The sequence below is a fragment of the Halorubellus salinus genome, from assembly GCF_020567525.1.
Taxonomy (GTDB): domain Archaea; phylum Halobacteriota; class Halobacteria; order Halobacteriales; family Natrialbaceae; genus Halorubellus; species Halorubellus salinus.
In genome coordinates, this window is the sequence record NZ_JAJCVI010000004.1 from 489,525 (window position 1) to 506,364 (window position 16,840).

The window sequence follows — 16,840 nt, forward strand, 5'->3', positions numbered from 1 at the left end:
CGCGGTCGACCGGCTCGCGACTGGCTGGTGGTTGCGTCGAGCGAACGGTACTTGTGACCGGCGTGCGACGCGTGGCGTATGGACGTTTCACTCGTCGTGCTCGACGGCTGGGGATTGAACGACGACCCGGGTGAGCACCGGGATGCGGTGGCGGCGGCGCATACGCCGGTGTTCGACCGGTTGAGTCGACAGGGGGCGCGCGGTCGGTTGTCGGTGTCGGGGCGTCGCGTCGGCCTCCCGGACGGCCAGATGGGGAACTCGGAGGTCGGGCATCTGAACATCGGCGCGGGACGCGTGGTCCGCCAGGAGTACACGCGCATCAGTGACGCCATCGAGGACGGGTCGTTCTTCGAGAACGACGGGTTGGCGTCGGCGTTCGAGTACGCCGCGGACACGGGTGGGCGCGTGCACTTCGTCGGCCTCGTGAGCGACGGTGGCGTGCACTCGAGTCAGGCGCACCTGCACGCGCTCGTCGAGATGGCGGCCGACCGCGGCGTGGACGCGGTGACGCACGCGTTCACGGACGGCCGCGACACCGCGCCCGAGTCGGGCGCGGGCTACCTCGCGGACCTCGAAGCGGTCGTGGACGACCACGGGACGGGCGACGTGGCGTCGGTGACGGGGCGATACTACGGGATGGACCGCGACCGGAACTGGGAGCGCACGCTGGCGGCGTACGACGCCATCGTCGACCGGGACGCCGAGCATCACGCCGAGTCGGCGGTCGAGGCGGTGGACGCGAGCTACGAGCGCGGTGACACGGACGAGTTCGTGGAGCCGACGACGGTCGGCGACCACGATGGACTGGAGTCGGGCGACGCGGTCGTGTTCTTCAATTTCCGCGCGGACCGCGCCCGACAGCTCACGCGGCTGCTCGCGAACGACCCGCCCGCGGACGACTCCGTCGCGGAGTCAGGCGTCGAGTGGCCCGAGGCACCGAAGCTCCGGCTGGTGACGATGACGGAGTACGACGAGGAGTTCGACGTGCCGGTCGCGTACCCGCCGACGTACCCCGAGGACGTCCTCGGGGAGGTGCTCGCGGACGCCGGGAAGACCCAGTTGCGGATGGCGGAGTCCGAGAAGTACGCGCACGTCACGTACTTCCTGAACGGCGGTCGCGAGGGCGCGTTCGACGGCGAGAGCCGGGAGATAATCGAGAGCCCGGACGTCCCGACGTACGACGAGACGCCCGCGATGAGCGCCGAACCGCTCACGGACGCGGCCATCGCGCGCATCGAGCGCGACGACCCGGACGTCCTCGTCCTGAACTACGCGAACCCCGACATGGTCGGACACACGGGCGACTACCGCGCGGCCGTGGAGGCCGTGGAGGCCGTCGACACCCAGCTCGGTCGGCTCGCGGAAGCCGTCCAGGCCGCGGGCGGTGACCTCGTCGTGACCGCCGACCACGGGAACGCCGACGACATGGGGACCCCCGAGGACCCGCATACGGCGCACACGTACAACGACGTCCCGTTCGTGTACGTCGACGCGGACGGCACCGACGGCGGCGTTCGCGTCCGCGAGGACGGGTCGCTGTGCGACGTCGCGCCGACGCTCCTGCACCTCGCGGACGTCCCGAAACCGGACGCGATGACCGGCGAATCGCTGCTCGTCGTCGACGACTGACCGCGAGCCACGAGGGCTGACCGCGACACGCGACCGAGTGCACCTCGCGACCACTGCCGAACGCGTGTGGCGTGATACCGCGAATCACGCCGCAGTGCGGGAGTTTATTTGATTCCTGTTGCTAGAGGACGTGTGCAGAGTCCGTTCGACGTGCTGGGGGTCGACCGGGACGCTGGCGAGGACGAGATCCGTCGCGCCTACCGTCAGCGCGCCAAGGAGACCCATCCCGATCAGGGCGGGACGCGCCGCCAGTTCCGGCTCGTGAAGGCCGCCTACGAGGAGCTATCCGCCGGCGGTGGCCGCGACTGGGACGAGGTCGCGACCGACGAGGAGGGCGAGACCCTCGCCCGGACCGAGTCCGTCGTCGAGTACCTCGACTACGACGCCATCGTCGAGCAAGGGTGGAGTCTCGACGACGACGACCTCTTCGAGAAGGCCAACCGCGTGCGGTTCGACGACGCCACGCACGGGACGTTCGTCGTCGAGGGCGACGACAGCGTGCTCGAAGCCGCCGAGGCTGCCGGGTTCGACTGGCCGTTCTCGTGTCGCGGTGGTGCGTGCGCGAACTGCGCCGTCGCGGTCGTCTCCGGCGAGATGGACGTCTTCCACGACCACGTCCTCCCCGAGCAGCTCACGGACCGCGGCATCCTGCTCTCGTGTATCGGGACGCCCGCGACGAGCGACATGCAGGTCGTGTTCAACGTCAAGGACCTCCCGGAGCTCGAGGAGCACCTGCTGCCGCCACGACCGAGCTGACCGACCCCGGGAAGGACGGACGGTGCGTTCGTGTTCGCGTTTCGTTTCTGACACCGGAAAGCCGAATACGTCGGCGACAGAACGTCCGGTCGTGTCTCAAGACTGGGCCAGCGCCGAGGGCGAGGACTGGTCGCTGACGACGCAGAACGGTAGTCTCGACCGCGAGCGCGTCGTCGCGGTCGCGTCGTCGGTCATCGAGCGATGGGAGCGCAGCCGTCACCTCGAGGTCGTCCGCGGGCGCGTCAGGAACCTCTTCGCCGCGTTCGCGCTCGTCGCCGTGGCGACGTGGCTGTTCGAGCCGCGCGGGCTCAGCGGGTTCGTCTTCCAGATGTGGTGGCTCGCGAGCCTCCCGCTCGCCGGCGTCACCGGCACCGTCTACGTGACGCTCCGGAACCCGAACCGGGTACGAGAGATCTGGTGGGACGACGGCGCGCTCGTCACGCTCGGACTCGTCGTCGTCGCCGTCCTCGCGAAGGCCGCGACGAGCGGCCCCGTGGCCCGGGTCGCGTGGCAGTTCCTGTTCGCGGAGGACTCGCCGACGAGCGTCGACTACGGGTACGACGCCGTCGGCGACGGTATCGACGGGAGCCGGGTCGCCGAGATACGCGAGTACGTCAACTGGGCGATACTCGGGTCGGTGGGTATCGTCCTCTTCGACTTCCTCGGCCGCGTGCTCTCCCGGGGCGGCCTCGACGCGGTCCTCGACCTCCTCGCCGGCGGCACCGGTACCGGTGGTGGGACTGGCGGCGGTGGTGGCGGCGTCCCGAGCCTGCCGGCGCTCCCGGCCGTCCCGACGGACCCGCTCTCGGTCGTCGGTCTCCTCGTCGCCGCCCTCGTCGTCGGTGCCGTCGTCGGCGTCGTCGTCGCCCTCCGGCGCGAACTGTAATCCCCGGGACTCGAAGCGTCCGGTCTCGTCGACGCCGGGCGGGCCGCCTCGACCTCGAGCGGCCGCCGTCCACGGGTCCCGGGTCGTGCACGCGAGGGCTTAAGCGACCGTCGAGCGAACCTTCCGTCGACCACCCGAGCCCCATGGATATCTCCTGTTTCGACACCACCGTCCGGATCGACGACGCGTTCGTCGACGCCGCGCCCGACGCCGTCCGCCGGGAACTCCGCGAGTACGAACGCGGCGAGCGCCGTACGTTCGACGTCGCCGTCGCCTACCCAGACGACTTCACGGGCGACGTGATGCGCGCGATGACCGCGATCCCCTACGGTGAGACGCGAACGTACGGCGCCCTCGCTCGCGACCTCGACACGAGCGCGGTCGCCGTCGGCGGCGCCTGCGCGCGCAACCCCGTCCCCGTCGTCGTCCCCTGCCATCGCGTCGTCGCGAGCGACGGCGGCCTCCGCGGGTACTCCGGCGGCGACGGCGTCGCCACGAAACGCCGGCTCCTCGAACACGAAGTGAGGAACGCGGAGACGAGCGACGCCGACGGCACCCGACAGTCGACGCTCCCCGGGCAGGACTGACGGAACGACACCCACCGGAGACGCCGACTCGCGAACACCTTCAGTCGGCGGTGCGGAACGAGTAGCGGAGTGCGTTCAGTCGGCGGTGCGGAACGAGTAGTCGAGGCTGGACGCGGAGTGCGTTAGGCTCCCCATGGAGATGACGTCGACGCCGGCGTCGGCGTACGCGGGGACGTCGCCGACGGTGATGCCGCCGGAGGCCTCGACGATGACCTCGCGGCCGGCGGCGACGGCGGCGTCCCGGACCGCGTCAGCGGTCGCCGCGGTCGCCTCGGGGGCCATGTTGTCGAGCAGGACGACGTCAGCGCCGGCGTCGACCGCGCGCACGGCCTGCTCGCGGGTCTCGGCCTCCACCTCGACCTTCGTCGCGAACGACGTGCGCTCGCGGAAGTGCGCGACCGCGTCCTCGAGTCCCATCTCGGCGACGTGGTTGTCCTTCACCATCACCATGTGCGAGAGGTCGAGGCGGTGGGTGTCGCCGCCACCGGCGACGACCGCGCGCTTCTCGACCCCACGCAGTCCCGGGGTGGTCTTCCGGGTCGCCGCGACCGCGACGTCGTCGCCGAACTCGCGGGCGGCGTCGACCGCGCGCCGCGTCTTCGTCGCCACGCCGGAGGCGTGCCCCGCGAGGTTGACCGCGACGCGCTCGGCGCGCAACGTCGCGCGCGCCGCGCCCTCGGTCCGCAGCAGCACGTCGCCGTCCCCGACTGCAGTCCCGTCGGCGACGCGCTCGACGACGTCGACGTCGAGGTACGCGAACACCGCCTCGGCGGCCGCGAGCCCCGCCGCGACGCCAGAGTCCTTCGCGACGAGCCGTCCCGTCGTCTCGCCGGGGACGTCGTTCGTCACGTCGTGATGCCCGACGTCCTCGCGCAGCCAGCGCTCGACGTCCGCGTCCGTGATCATCGTTGCCCCTCCCGTCGTGGTCGTCGCCCTCGCATCATTCTGCCTCCGGCGTCGGCGCCTCGGTCGCGCGCTCGTCCGCGTCGACGACGTAGTGACAGCCGACGCTCTCTGGGTTCTCCGCCGCGGCCTTCGCGACCAGGAGCGCGACGACGCTCGCGTTCCGCAACTCGAACAGGTCTCGCGCCGTCCGCGTGCGGACGTACGCGTCCACCTCGCCTTTGAGTCGACGCAGCGCCGCCTGCGCGCGCCCCAGGTCGGTTGCGTTCCGCCGGAGCCCGACGTGCTCGCTCGTCACGCGCCGGAGCCGTCGGAACTTGTCCGCGGCGAAGCGCTCGGGGAGCGCGGGGTCGCTGTTCCGGTACGACGGCGCCTCGACGACGAGCGTCTCGCTGTCCAGTGGCGTCCGGCCGACGGCGTCCCGGCCAGCGCGCAGCCCCCAGACGAGGCCCTCCAGGAGGCTCGTGGACGCGAGCCGGTTCGCGCCGTGCACGCCGGTGCGCGCGCACTCACCGACCGCGTACAGGCGGTCGAGGCTCGCGCGACCGTCGTGGTCGACGTCCACGCCACCACAGAGGAAGTGCTCGCACGGCGTCACGGGAATCCCGGACGTCCAGTCGACCTCGCGCTCCTCGCACTTCGCGGCGAGTCCGGGGAACGCCTCCGCGAACGGTTCGTCGAGCGGCGACACGTCCAGTCGGACCTCGCCGGTCGCCTCGCGCTCGGTCGCGACCGCTCGCGCGACGACGTCCCGCGGCGCGAGCTCCGCGTCCGCGTGATACTCGGGCATGAACCGCTCGCCGTCGCCGTTCACGAGGTGCGCGCCCTCCCCGCGGACCGCCTCCGAGAGGAGGAACGAGTCCTCGCCGTCGTAAGCGGTCGGGTGGAACTGCACGAACTCCATGTCCGCGACGTCGGCGCCCGCGAGCGCCGCCATCGCGATACCGTCACCCGTCGACCCCGCCGGGTTCGTCGACGTCTCGAAGCAGTCGCCGATACCGCCGGTCGCGAGCACCGTCGCGTCCGCGTACACCGCCTCGCCCTCGGGCGCACGCGGCGCGACCCCGTCCTCGTCGAACGCCTCCTCGGGCGCGCTCGCTTGCCGGTCCAGGACCGCGCCGTGCACGCGCCCCTCGTCGGTCACGAGGTCCAGCGCCGCGGTGTCCTCCAGTATCTCGACGTTCTCCACGTCGGCGAGGTGCGAGAGGAACGGTCGGAGGACGTGCTGGCCGGTCGCCGCGTCCACGTGCAGGATGCGCTCCTCGCTGTGGGCGGCCTCGCGAGCGAAGTCCAGCCCGCTGCCGTCGGCGTCGGTATCGAACGGGACGTTCAGCGTGTCGACGAGGACGTCCGTCACCGCCGCCGAGGCGTCTTCGACGAGCACGTCCACCGCCTCCGGGTCCGCGGTCCCCGCGCTCGCCTCGACGATGTCCGCCTTCAGCGACTCCGGGCGACCACGGGTCGTCGCGATGCCACCCTGCGCCCAGTCCGAGGACGCGTCCGCGGGCTTCTGCGCTTTCGTCACGAGCAGCACGTCCGCGTCGTCCCGCGCCGCCGCGAGCGCCGCCGCACACCCCGCGATACCGGAGCCGACGACGAGCACGTCCGCGACGCGCGGCGAGTTCGATTCCGTCATCGTCACACCTCCAGCATGCGGTCGAGCGCGACCTGCGCGAGCTCCTTCTCCTCGGGCGCGACCTCGACGACGTTGCGCTCGCGGCCCGCGACCAGTTCCTCCAGGACCCACGTCAGGTAGTTCGGGTCGATCTGGCGCATCGCGTTGCAGTCCATGCACGCGTCCCCACAGAGCGGGAGGACCTCGACGTCGGGATGCCAGCGGTCGAGGTGCTTCGCCAGGTGGATCTCGGTGCCGATCGCCCACGTGTCGCCGGGGTCGGCGTTCGCGACGGTCTCCGTTATCGTGGCAGTCGAGCCGACGACGTCCGCGGCCTCGACGACCTCGCGGCGACACTCGGGGTGGACGACGACGTTCGCGTCCGGGCGCTCCGCGCGCAGGTCCGCGACGTGCTTCGCGGCGAAGCGCTCGTGGACCTGACAGTAGCCGTCCCAGAGGACGATGTCGGCCTCCGCTGCCGCCGCGGCATCCTTGCCCTCGGGGTCCCATGGGTCCCACTCCGCGATCGAGTCCTCCATCCCGAGGTCGTACGCGGTGTTCTCGCCGAGGTGCTTGTCGGGGAGGAAGAGGACCTTGTCGCCGCGCTCGAACGCCCACTCGAACGCGGCCGCGGCGTTCGAACTCGTGCAGACGAGGCCGCCCTGCTCGGCGCAGAACGCCTTCAGGTCCGCGTACGAGTTCATGTACGTGATCGGGACGATCTCCGAACCGGGCGCGGCGGCCGTGATCTCCTTCCAGGCCGCGTCGACCTGGAGCGCTTCGGCCATCCCCGCCATCGGGCACGACGCCTCCATCGAGGGGAGGATGACGGACTGGTCGTCGTCCGTGATGATGTCCGCGCTCTCGGCCATGAACGTCACGCCGCCGAAGACGACGTACTTCGCGTCCGCATCGGCGGCCTCCTTGCTCAGCTGGTAGGAGTCGCCGACGAAGTCGCTGTGCTCGACGATCTCCCGGCGCTGGTAGTTGTGACCCAAGATGACGACGTCGTCGCCGAGCTCCGCCTTCGCGGCCTCGATGCGCTCCCGGCGCTCGCCCTCGTCGAGGTCCCGATAGCGCTCGGGTAGTTGCTCCAGGTTGTCGTACTTGAAGAGGCTCAACTCCGTCTCGAACGTCGCGGACTCCATCTGTGGCACTATCGACTCACCTGTCGTTACTAGCCGCTCGGAAGCCCATATTGAAGAACTTTTCTCTACAAAGAGCGATACCGGTGAGGTACCACCACCGAATAGCGCATCGAAGCGACAGCGAGTTGTGTGTCGGCCGTCCGCCGGTGAAGGATACCGACGATGCGCTACCGTCGACGAACCGTCGAACAGAGCGGTCGACTGGCAGGTTCAGCGGTCCTCGGACCAGGTCGCTCGCCGCCACGGCGCCGTCGGTTCCTCGTCGTCACCGCCAGCGCCGTCGCCATAGCCGCCGTCCCCGGGCGCATCGCCCGCCGGGAGGTACCTCGACTGCTCCGCGAGCGTCACCGACGCCAACAGCAGCCCGAACGCGAGCGCGGTTACCGCGACCGACGGGAGCGACGCTCCCTCGTCAGTGAGGCCAGCCGTGGGCACGACGACGGCCATCGTCCTGAGGAACCGCCGACCCCCCGGGACGTCGACCGGAACCCGCCCGTAGTGCGTGCGGTAGTACGCGAACGGCCCGAGGGAGAACAACACGAGCCACGGGACGACGTCGGGGACGGCGGGGAGTTCGCCGACGGTCAGGAACCCGGCGACGCCCGCAATCACACCGAGACACCGTGCAACCGTCCGGTTCGACCGGAGCACCGACGCCGCCCACGTCCACGCCTCGCGAGCGTGCCGCGCCGGCCACGACCGCGTGGTCCACCGCCGCAGCGAGTCCTGGCGGACCGCGAACGCCCTCGCTCGCGCCGTCGGGTCGTCGCCCTCCCCCGTCACCTCGCGCGCCGTCTCCTCCGGTTCGCGGTCCCGTCCCGCGCGAACGTCGAGGTGCGCCATCGTCGTCACCGCGATGCCCACGCCCGCGAACGAAATGACGGTCACGCCGACGGCCATCCACCCGGCGTCCCCTGGGATGAGGAAGAACACGAGGAACGGCCAGACGCTCGCGACGTCCCACGGCCGGGACTCGTCGGAGAGCACGTCCGGATGATGCGTGAGGTAGTACGTCCCCGGTCCGACGCCACCCACGAACAGGAGCGGGACGTAGTCGGGCGCGACGACGAACCGCTCGACGAGCACGCCGCCAGCGACGCCCACCAGCGCCCCCAGCCACCACGCCACCGCGGAACTCGACCGGAGCAACCCCGTGGTTCGTGCGAGGGGTGCGAACCGCTCAGTCGGCATCGACTGCGCTGGCGGTGCTCGGGCGGTTCGCGTCCTCGACGCCGTGGTCACCGTCGCCCGCGTCGTCGTCGCCGTCCGCATCGACGACGTCGACGACTGCGGTGAGGACTGCGAGGAAGATGACTCCGTACGCGGTCATGAACGAGAGGAGGTACTCGGAGAGGGGGGCGTCGTCGGAGACGAACATCATCGGGACGGAGACGATGGCGAAGTTCCGGAGGAACCCACGGACCATCGCGTCCTGCTCCCAGTCGGTCAGGTCGTAGTGTGCGAGGTAGTACGCGCTGCCGCCGACGCCGAGCGGGAGCAGGAGGTACTCGTAGAGCGAGGGGTGGGCGTAGTAATCCACCGCGAACAGCGCTGCTGCGCCGACAGCGAGGCCGGCGAGGAGTGCGAGGGCGCGGCTGGCTCGGAGTGCCCGAACCGGAGCAGCGAGCCAGCTGCGAAGGGAGGGGACCATGCGCGACAATCCTGATTCTCGACGTATATTTCTTGTGACGTGACGGGGCTACGAATCGAGTTCGGCGAGCGAGTGTCAGCGCGCGTCGTGGACGACGTCGCCGTCGACGACGGTCATCGCGACGTCGACGTCCCGGAGTCCTTCGGTGTCGACGCTCCAGGGGTCGTCGTCGAGGACGACGAGGTCGGCGTGTTTCCCGCGCTCGACGGTGCCCATGCGGTCCTCGTCGAACCCGGCGTAGGCGCCGCCGAGCGTGTACGCGCGCAGCGCCTCGGTGACGGTGAGGCGCTGGCCTTCGGCGGGTGCGTTCACGGCGTGATGCACGCCGAGCATCGGGTCCATCGGCATCACGTCCGAGGAGAACGCGAGGTCGACGCCCGCGTCGAGGAGGTCGCGGTATCGGTTCGACTGCTCGCGGCGGGTCTCGCCGAGGCGCTGGTCGTAGAGCCCGCCGGGCTGAGCCCACTGGAGGAAGTTCGGTTGGCACGACGCGACGACGCCCAGTTCGGCGAAGCGCTCGATCTGCTCGTCGGTGACGAGCTCGACGTGCTCGACGCGATGCCGGGACTCGCCGGGGGCGTCCGTGCGCTCGTACGCGTCGAGGACCGCGTCGATGGCCTCGTCGCCGATGGCGTGCGTCGTGAACTGAAGCCCGAGGTCGTCCGCGCGGTCGACGAACCCCTGGAGTTCGTCGGGGTCGACCACCCACTCGCCGCGACCGTCGCTCTCGGGGTCCGCGTCGTCCGCGTCCGCGTCCGCGTACGGCTCGCTGACCTTCGCGGTGCGGCCGCCGAACGACCCGTCCGTGAACGACTTCACCGCGCCGACCTGGACGTACTCGCTCCCGTGGTTCGACGCGAGGCCGGCGTCCTCGAGCGAATCGAGGTGGTCGGTCCAGTAGTTGATGCGGACGCGGAGGTCGAGCGCGTCGGCGAGGTCGAGCTCGCGGTACACCTTCGGCGCGGGCGACTCGCGGACCATGTCGTGCACGGCAGTGACGCCGTGGGCGTGCGCGTAGTCGCGCGCCGCGCCGAGGAGTTCGTGGGCTTCCTCGCGGTCGACCTCGGTGGCGTCCCAGAGCGGGTCGACGGCCTCCTCGACGAGGACGCCCGTCGGCTCGCCGCCCTCGGTGCGGACGTTCGAGTCAGTGGGGTCGACGTCGAGGACGTCCAGCGCGACGGAGTTCACCGCCGCGGTGTGCATGTCCACGCGCAGGGCGGCGACGGGCTGGTCGGTGCTGACGGCGTCGAGGTCCTCGCGCGTGAGGTAGCGGCCGTCGGGCCACGCCGATTCGTCCCAGCCGAACCCGAGAAGCCACTCGCGGTCGCGTGGCGCGTCCGCGTCGAGCGTCGCGACCGCGTCCTCGACGCTCTCGGCGTCGGAGAGGTCGGCGTACACCTGGTACTGGCCGAGCTGGAGCATGTGCGTGTGCGCGTCGACGAACCCGGGGAGGAGGGTGCGGCCGCCGCAGTCGACGACGTCCGTCTCCGCGCCGACGAGGAAGTCGACCTCGTACGCGCTGTCGACGCGGACGATGCGGCCGTCGCGGACGGCGACGGCCTCGTGCGTTGCGTCTGGCTCGGCGAGCGTGTGGACGTCCGCGTTCGTGAACACGCGGTCCGCAGGCGTCGTCATACCGGAATGCGACGCCCCGCGTCAGGAAAACCCTACTGCTCGTGGCGAGCGAGCGCCATCGCGTCGACCGCTCTCGCCGCGGGTTGGCGCGGTCGTTCTCACGCACCGAGCGAGCCGGCCCCATGACGAGCGTCGTCACGGCGCCCAGGACGAGCGTCGTCACGCTGCGCGGCACCGCGTCCGCGTGCCGGACGGCGATTTCCAATCCTTCCGGAGTTACTGTCAGTTACCTAATCTCCCGATGTCTGTAAATACACGACCTCTCGACGCATATTTCTCCCAACAACAGCGGTAGATTTAACATCTATTCGCCCAAACATCCGTGAAAACAGGCGTCATCATGAGTAACACAGCCAATCACAACCAACGCGACGACCGAGGCGTCTCCGAACTCGTCGGCGTCGTCCTGCTGTTCGGCATCGTCATCGCCGGGTCGGCGATGATATTCGTGTCCGGTACAGCAGTCACCGACGACGTCCGCGCGGAGGGACGCGTCGACGCCGCATCGTCAGCGATCGTCGAGATGGACAGCAGCGTCCAGTCGCTCGCACAACGCCGCGGCAACGACCAGGAGGCGGTCTCCATGGGCGCCGTCGACCCGAACAAGGCGGAGATCCGCGACACCGGCGAGTTGCAGATACAGATCAACGAAGGGCCGGAGGCGTGCAGCGCGACCATGGACCTGTCCGCGCTCGAGTACGCCGACGACGGCGGCACCACCATCGCCTACGAGGGCGGCGCCATCTGGAAGCGCACCGACGCCGGCCTCGTCACCCGGAAAGCGCCCGAGATCGGCTTCCGGGACGGCGCCCTCCAGCTTCAGGTCGTCCGCATCGACGGAGCAGTCGAGGACGACGAGATGAACATCGACTACGACCGCGCGGAATCGGTCTCCGAGACCGAAGCGATGCGCGAGGACCTGTTCGCGACCTCTAGCTGCCGTCGACCCACCGAACTCAGCGTCACCGTCAGCGACACCAGCTACTACGAGGGGTGGGCCGACCACTTCGAGGACGAGTTCGGCGCGTCGAACGTGACCGTCGACCACGACGCGCAGACGGTCACCGCCGAAGCCGAACTCGACGTGGAGTACGACGTCGTCGACTTCCCCGGCTCCGGCCCCGGCGAGATAATCGACCCGGCGACGGGCGACGACACGCTCTGGCCCGGCGGCCCTTCGCCGCTGTACGCCGGTGCGACCGCCGTCGACACGAACGAGTACCGCGGGACGGTCACGTTCCTCGGCAGCATGAACGCGAACCTCCACTCGTACACGAGCGAGGCGACGACGTGGGACAACGAGACGGTCGTCGACGACGTCACCCTCTGGAGTAACGAGAGCGTTCGGCTGTCGCTGGACGGCAGCGTCGAGTTCCAGGTGAACGACATGGAGTTCTACTGGGACAACCGCACGAAGACCGTCTGGAACAACACGACCGTCCGCAAGCGCGTGAACGGCACGCCGCCCCTCGAGGTCTCGTTCGTGCTCGACGAGTCCGGCTCGATGCAGTGGGACGGGAAGATGACGAAGGCCAAGAACGCGACCCGCGAGTTCCTGTCCGTGATGAAGGACGGCCAGGGACACCGCGTGAACGTCGTCGGGTACGACTACTGCAGCCAGGAAGTGTACTCCGAGTGGTACGACCGGTGGACGTGCTCGCGGTGGGCGACCGAACTCGACGTGAACACGTACCAGGAGTTCACGACCGACCAGAGCGCGGCGAGCGACGCCCTCTCCGAGTTCCAGGTCGGTGGTGGGACGCCCATCCCGCAGGCCATCGAGCACGCGTCCGACGAGTTCCGCGCGGACGGCAACGCGTCGAACAACCAGGTGCTCATCCTCCTGACCGACGGGAAGGACGAGGACGGCGCACCGCATCCGTACGAGACCGCGCAGGAGGAGATCCCGGACACGGTCACGGTGTACACGATCGGCGTCGGCGACGACGTGAACGAGGACGTCCTCGAGAACGTCGCGACCACCGGGAACGGCGAGGGCGAGTACATTCCGGTGACCGACGCGGACGAACTCGACTCGGTGTTCTCGGCGATCGCGCGCAACGAGACGACGGAGCTCGTTCACATCAACAAGTCGAAGAACGTCACGGTGCCCGTGAAGAAGGAGCGGACGGACCGACAGAACGTCACGATAGACCTCGACGAGGGGAGCGTGCGGCGGGACGTGAACGTCTCGCGGGACCTCGCGAACCCCGAGGACTACGAGGTCGGCGATACCGTGTGGGTGAACGGGACGCGGACCGTCGAAGCGGGCGAGACGGTGTCGGTCCAGGAGACGCTGAACCGCACGATCGAGTACGCGAACGGGACGGTCGTCACGGAGCCCGTGGTCTTCTCGACGACGGTCGAGCTCGAGTCGTCGCGGACGGTGACGGTGAACGAGTCGGTCGTGCTCGGCGAGGAACACACGCGCTGGGAGAACGAGTCGACGACGACGGAGACGACGCACAACCTCGTGCTGCGGCGGCCGATGACGCTCGAGGCGACGTACAACGGCTCCAGTCACCCGCCCTTCTGGGATGGAGGGAACGTGAACGCGTTCCGCGGTGGCGTCGAGCGCGGCGATTACGCGAACGTCGTCGTCGAGGAGGGGAAGCCGATGAAGTTCGAGCCGTCCGCGCACGAGTGCGCGACGAACACGACCCACGACGAGCAGGTGGCGATCGGTGGGGTCGACCACAACCTGACGACGTGTACGTCGAGGGGGAGCGAGACGAGTCTGAACCACGAGGTGGAGATGTACGCGAACGGGACGACGCTGCCGTCGGCGGATGCGCCGGGGTGGCAGACGAGCCTGACGGAGATGTTGACGGTGGACGGGCGCCAGTACTACGAGCGTCAGGGTGGCGACCTCGTGGCGGCGAACCTGTCGTCGAACCAGGTCATCGTCGTCGTCGAAGCGGACGACGCCGCTGGTCGCGACCGCAACAACGTGGTGTTGCTCGTCGAACTCGGCGAGTCGAAGGCGAGTGCGAGCGGGAAGCACCTCGTGAACGTCGAGGTGACTGCGGTGTCGGCCCAGAGCGGTGACGTGGACGAGGACGACGACTGACCGCGGCGAGGACGACTGACCGCGGCGAGGACGACTGACCGCGGCGACTAGAAGGGCTTTTTTCGTGCGGGTCTGTCGGTTCGTGTATGACTGACGCCGAATCTCTGGTGGCGCGAGTGCGCGACGGCGACCTGCGATTGCACGAACTGGAGGAGCACGCGGACGCTGAGACGGCGGCGACCGCGCGTCGGCTGTACGTCGAGGCGGAGGCGGGTGCGGACCTGTCGGTGACGGGCGAGTACGCGCTCGACGCGGAGCAGGCGTCGGCGTCGGCGATCGAGAACATGATCGGGGCGACGCAGGTGCCGGTGGGTGTCGCGGGGCCGGTCGTGGTCGACGGTGGGGACGCCGACGGCGAGTTCTTCCTGCCGTTGGCGACGACGGAGGGCGCGCTCCTGGCGAGCGTGAACCGCGGGCTGTCGGTGATCCGGTCGGCTGGTGGGGCGAGTGCGCGCGTGACGAAGGAGGGGATGACGCGAGCGCCGGTGTTCCGCGTGGACGGCGTCGTGGAGGCCGCGGAGACCGTGGAGTGGGTGCGCGAGCACGTCGACGACCTGCGCGAGGTGGCGGAGTCGACGACGAGTCACGGCGAGCTGTTGGACGTGACGCCGTACGTCGTCGGTGATTCGGTGTTCCTCCGGTTCCGGTACGATACGAAGGATGCGATGGGGATGAACATGGCGACGATCGCGACCGAGGAGGCGTGTGGTGTCGTCGAGGCGGAGACGCCGGCGAGTCTCGTCGCGCTGTCGGGGAACATGTGTACGGACAAGAAGCCGGCGGCGATCAACGCGGTGGAGGGTCGTGGGCGGTCGGTGACGGCGGACGTCGAGATTCCGGGCGAGGTCGTCGAGGAGCGCTTGCATACGACGGCGTCTGCGGTCGCGGAGGCGAACACGCGAAAGAACCTCGTGGGGAGTGCGAAGGCGGGGAGTCTCGGGTTCAACGCGCAGGCGGCGAACGTGGTGGCGGCGGCGTTCCTGGCGACGGGCCAGGACGAGGCCCAGGTCGTGGAGGGCGCGAACGCGATCACGACGGTGGAGGAGCGCGACGGCGACCTGTACGCGTCGGTGTCGCTCGCGAGCCTGGAGGTCGGGACGGTCGGCGGTGGGACGAAGCTGTCGACGCAGGCGGAGGCCCTGGAGGTGCTCGGGTTCGCTGGTGGTGGTGATCCGCCGGGGTCGAACGCGCGGGCGCTCGCGGAGGTCATCGCGGTCGGTGCGCTGGCGGGCGAGCTCTCCCTGCTCGCGGCGCTGGCGTCGAATCATCTGGCGTCGGCGCACGAGGACCTCGGTCGTTGACGTCGGTCGCGTCAGCGGCCGAGGACTGTGCGGACGCGGTCGAGGTCGACGCGGAGGCGCGCGCTGAGGAGGGCGACGGCGCCGGCGGCCGCGAGTGCGAGCGGGTGGGCGGTGGTGAGGGCGAGTGCGGCGGCGACGCCGAGGCCGAGTTCGCCGACGGCGGCGCTCGGGTCGACGTGGTCGGCGGTGCGGAGTGCGCCGAGGGCGGCACCGACGACGACGAGGCCGGCGCCGAGCGCGGTCGGTGGGAGGACGATGCCGGCGACTGCGACGGGGTCGGCGGTGCTCTTCGTGGCGACGAGGACGAGTGCGAGGCTGACGACGACGAGTTCACCGGCGAGCAGTGCGAGTCCGTCGCGGCGGTCGGTCACGGGTGCTGATGCGTTCGGCGTGGACAAGTAGGGTGCGTCGAGTTCGGGCGTCGTTTCGAGTACTGAGTCGGACGTGTAGAGTCACCAACCGTTTTGTGTGTGTTGGGTTCATCCAGGAGCGTATGAATAAATCGTACGTCTTCGACTTCGTCGGGACCGCCGTCGTACACGCCGTCGTCGGTGGCGCGGTGCTCGCGCCCGTCGCCGTCGTCGGTACCTCGGCGGCGTTCGACCTCGCCCGACAGTCGGTGCTGTTCTTCGTCACGTTGGGCGCGAGCGCGCTCGGCATGCTCGCGCTCTCGGTGGGCAACATGAACCTGCGAACGGGCAGCGAGTGGCGGGGCTGGGTGGTCGACGCCGACGACCCGAACCGGTTCTTCAACGATGCGAGTGCGCCCTACGGGTTCCGGATCGGGTTCGCGTTCTTCGGTGCGGGCGCGTACGCCGCGGCCGCGTTCTTCCTCCTGTAACCACGGAAGTTATCACCAGAACGACCCTCCTTCTGGTTGGATTGCTAACTGCTCGTATGGGGGTCCTCCACGCGCCAGCTCGTGACCGCGCACCTCCTCCGGCATACGCTCGTCGCCGGCATCCCCGCGTACTCGCTACTCGCGTTCGCCACCCTCACCGTCGCCTGACGACGCGGCGAACACACCGACCGACGCCGCGACGGCGGCTCAGAGCCGCCGGTACGTGCCACCGGACCGCGACACCTCTCCGGCCCGTTCGAGCTTCTCCAGCGCGCGCTCGACGTACTCGCGCTCGACGCCGTGCTCGGCGGCGTACGCGGCGACCTCGTCGAGCGTCGGCTCCTCTATCGCGCGCAGCGCCTCGAGGACTGCCTCGCGCTTGTTCGGCCCGCTCGAACTCGCACGGCCCGTGTCCGCGCGGTCCGCGGCCTCCTGCGCTGCGTCGGCGTCCACGCCACTGCGTTCGAGGAACTCGTCGTCGTCGACGACGCCCTCCGCGACGTCGGCCTCCATGTCCGCGAACGAGGCCACGTTCGCGAAGGCCTCCCCCTCGCCCTGGCGGTTCGCGAGCATCGACGCCCGCACCTCCCGCGCGTGGTCGACGTCCTCGGTCGACACGAACCGCTTGAGCTTCGAGAACTGCTTGCTCGCCCCGCAGCGCGTACAGGAACTGCGCTCCGGTCGCCCCTCGACGATGCGGAGCGCACTGCACTCGCTGCACCCGACGACGTGATACATGTCGACCCCTTCGAGCGCGTTCGCACCTAACGGTTCGGGTCGCGTCCGACCGACGAACCCGAAAGACGGTGCCGTCGTCC

At 69.8% G+C, this 16,840-nt stretch carries 15 protein-coding genes; 7 read left to right on the forward strand and 8 right to left on the reverse strand.

Translation table 11 applies throughout. The annotated features are described in order from the left end of the window. Positions 1-78: 78 nt before the first annotated feature. The 4 genes from gpmI (at position 79) to LI336_RS13775 (ending at position 3,858) form a co-directional block, all read left to right on the forward strand. Complete coding sequence (gene gpmI, locus LI336_RS13760) at positions 79-1,629, forward strand: 2,3-bisphosphoglycerate-independent phosphoglycerate mutase (protein WP_227133705.1); 1,551 nt, start codon at positions 79-81, stop codon at positions 1,627-1,629. Between the two features lie 132 nt (positions 1,630-1,761). After that, positions 1,762-2,385 carry a ferredoxin Fer gene (fer, locus tag LI336_RS13765; protein ID WP_227133706.1) on the forward strand — a complete coding sequence of 208 codons (624 nt, stop codon included), beginning with the start codon at positions 1,762-1,764 and terminating at the stop codon, positions 2,383-2,385. Positions 2,386-2,476: 91 nt separating this feature from the next. Then, entirely contained in the window at positions 2,477-3,271 is a 795-nt protein-coding gene (locus LI336_RS13770) for a hypothetical protein (protein ID WP_227133707.1), read from the forward strand. A gap of 143 nt (positions 3,272-3,414) precedes the next feature. Continuing rightward, positions 3,415-3,858, forward strand: a complete 444-nt coding sequence (locus LI336_RS13775; protein WP_227133708.1) for a methylated-DNA--[protein]-cysteine S-methyltransferase — start codon at positions 3,415-3,417, stop codon at positions 3,856-3,858. Positions 3,859-3,933: 75 nt separating this feature from the next. Here LI336_RS13775 and nadC read toward each other — a convergent pair whose 3' ends face one another. The 6 genes from nadC to LI336_RS13805 all read right to left on the reverse strand — a co-directional run bounded on the left by nadC (position 3,934) and on the right by LI336_RS13805 (position 10,810). Further along, positions 3,934-4,764, reverse strand: a complete 831-nt coding sequence (gene nadC / locus LI336_RS13780; protein WP_227133709.1) for a carboxylating nicotinate-nucleotide diphosphorylase — start codon at positions 4,762-4,764, stop codon at positions 3,934-3,936. Positions 4,765-4,798: 34 nt separating this feature from the next. Next, positions 4,799-6,397 carry an L-aspartate oxidase gene (locus LI336_RS13785; RefSeq protein ID WP_227133710.1) on the reverse strand — a complete coding sequence of 533 codons (1,599 nt, stop codon included), beginning with the start codon at positions 6,395-6,397 and terminating at the stop codon, positions 4,799-4,801. Between the two features lie 2 nt (positions 6,398-6,399). Next, the gene (nadA, locus tag LI336_RS13790) at positions 6,400-7,533 is read right to left on the reverse strand and encodes a quinolinate synthase NadA (RefSeq protein ID WP_368408381.1); all 1,134 of its coding nucleotides are present in this window, start codon (positions 7,531-7,533) and stop codon (positions 6,400-6,402) included. Positions 7,534-7,734: 201 nt separating this feature from the next. After that, positions 7,735-8,715, reverse strand: a complete 981-nt coding sequence (locus LI336_RS13795) for a hypothetical protein (RefSeq protein WP_227133711.1) — start codon at positions 8,713-8,715, stop codon at positions 7,735-7,737. After that, positions 8,705-9,175: a hypothetical protein gene (locus LI336_RS13800; protein ID WP_227133712.1), complete on the reverse strand. Its 471-nt coding sequence runs from the start codon at positions 9,173-9,175 to the stop codon at positions 8,705-8,707. Before LI336_RS13800 ends, LI336_RS13795 begins: the two co-directional genes overlap by 11 nt. A 75-nt stretch (positions 9,176-9,250) precedes the next feature. Then, positions 9,251-10,810 carry an amidohydrolase gene (locus LI336_RS13805; RefSeq protein WP_227133713.1) on the reverse strand — a complete coding sequence of 520 codons (1,560 nt, stop codon included), beginning with the start codon at positions 10,808-10,810 and terminating at the stop codon, positions 9,251-9,253. A 340-nt stretch (positions 10,811-11,150) separates the two neighbouring features. Here LI336_RS13805 and LI336_RS13810 point away from each other — a divergent pair, with 340 nt between their 5' ends. Further along, positions 11,151-13,880, forward strand: a complete 2,730-nt coding sequence (locus LI336_RS13810) for a vWA domain-containing protein (protein ID WP_227133714.1) — start codon at positions 11,151-11,153, stop codon at positions 13,878-13,880. A gap of 86 nt (positions 13,881-13,966) precedes the next feature. After that, a complete protein-coding gene (gene hmgA / locus LI336_RS13815; RefSeq protein ID WP_227133715.1) occupies positions 13,967-15,181 on the forward strand; it encodes a hydroxymethylglutaryl-CoA reductase (NADPH) in 1,215 nt (404 codons plus the stop codon). Between the two features lie 11 nt (positions 15,182-15,192). On the opposite strand, the gene LI336_RS13820 is transcribed toward hmgA, so the two are convergent. Next, on the reverse strand, positions 15,193-15,552 hold the full coding sequence (locus tag LI336_RS13820) for a hypothetical protein (protein ID WP_227133716.1): 360 nt from the start codon (positions 15,550-15,552) through the stop codon (positions 15,193-15,195). 122 nt (positions 15,553-15,674) lie between these two features. On the opposite strand from LI336_RS13820, the gene LI336_RS13825 reads away from it, so the two are divergent. Continuing rightward, a complete protein-coding gene (locus tag LI336_RS13825) occupies positions 15,675-16,022 on the forward strand; it encodes a hypothetical protein (protein ID WP_227133717.1) in 348 nt (115 codons plus the stop codon). Positions 16,023-16,229: 207 nt separating this feature from the next. Here LI336_RS13825 and LI336_RS13830 read toward each other — a convergent pair whose 3' ends face one another. Next, positions 16,230-16,760, reverse strand: coding sequence for a DUF5817 domain-containing protein (locus LI336_RS13830; protein WP_227133718.1), 531 nt, complete (start codon positions 16,758-16,760; stop codon positions 16,230-16,232). Positions 16,761-16,840: the final 80 nt, after the last annotated feature.

Excerpts from the sequence above, each read along its gene's own strand:
- hmgA (WP_227133715.1), top strand. The coding sequence starts at position 13,967 with ATGACTGACGCCGAATCTCTGGTGGCGCGAGTGCGCGACGGCGACCTG.
- LI336_RS13795 (WP_227133711.1), bottom strand. The coding sequence starts at position 8,715 with ATGCCGACTGAGCGGTTCGCACCCCTCGCACGAACCACGGGGTTGCTC.
- gpmI (WP_227133705.1), top strand. The coding sequence starts at position 79 with ATGGACGTTTCACTCGTCGTGCTCGACGGCTGGGGATTGAACGACGAC.
- LI336_RS13825 (WP_227133717.1), top strand. The coding sequence starts at position 15,675 with ATGAATAAATCGTACGTCTTCGACTTCGTCGGGACCGCCGTCGTACAC.
- LI336_RS13830 (WP_227133718.1), bottom strand. The coding sequence starts at position 16,760 with ATGTATCACGTCGTCGGGTGCAGCGAGTGCAGTGCGCTCCGCATCGTC.
- nadC (WP_227133709.1), bottom strand. The coding sequence starts at position 4,764 with ATGATCACGGACGCGGACGTCGAGCGCTGGCTGCGCGAGGACGTCGGG.
- LI336_RS13810 (WP_227133714.1), top strand. The coding sequence starts at position 11,151 with ATGAGTAACACAGCCAATCACAACCAACGCGACGACCGAGGCGTCTCC.
- LI336_RS13785 (WP_227133710.1), bottom strand. The coding sequence starts at position 6,397 with ATGACGGAATCGAACTCGCCGCGCGTCGCGGACGTGCTCGTCGTCGGC.
- LI336_RS13805 (WP_227133713.1), bottom strand. The coding sequence starts at position 10,810 with ATGACGACGCCTGCGGACCGCGTGTTCACGAACGCGGACGTCCACACG.
- LI336_RS13775 (WP_227133708.1), top strand. The coding sequence starts at position 3,415 with ATGGATATCTCCTGTTTCGACACCACCGTCCGGATCGACGACGCGTTC.
- LI336_RS13800 (WP_227133712.1), bottom strand. The coding sequence starts at position 9,175 with ATGGTCCCCTCCCTTCGCAGCTGGCTCGCTGCTCCGGTTCGGGCACTC.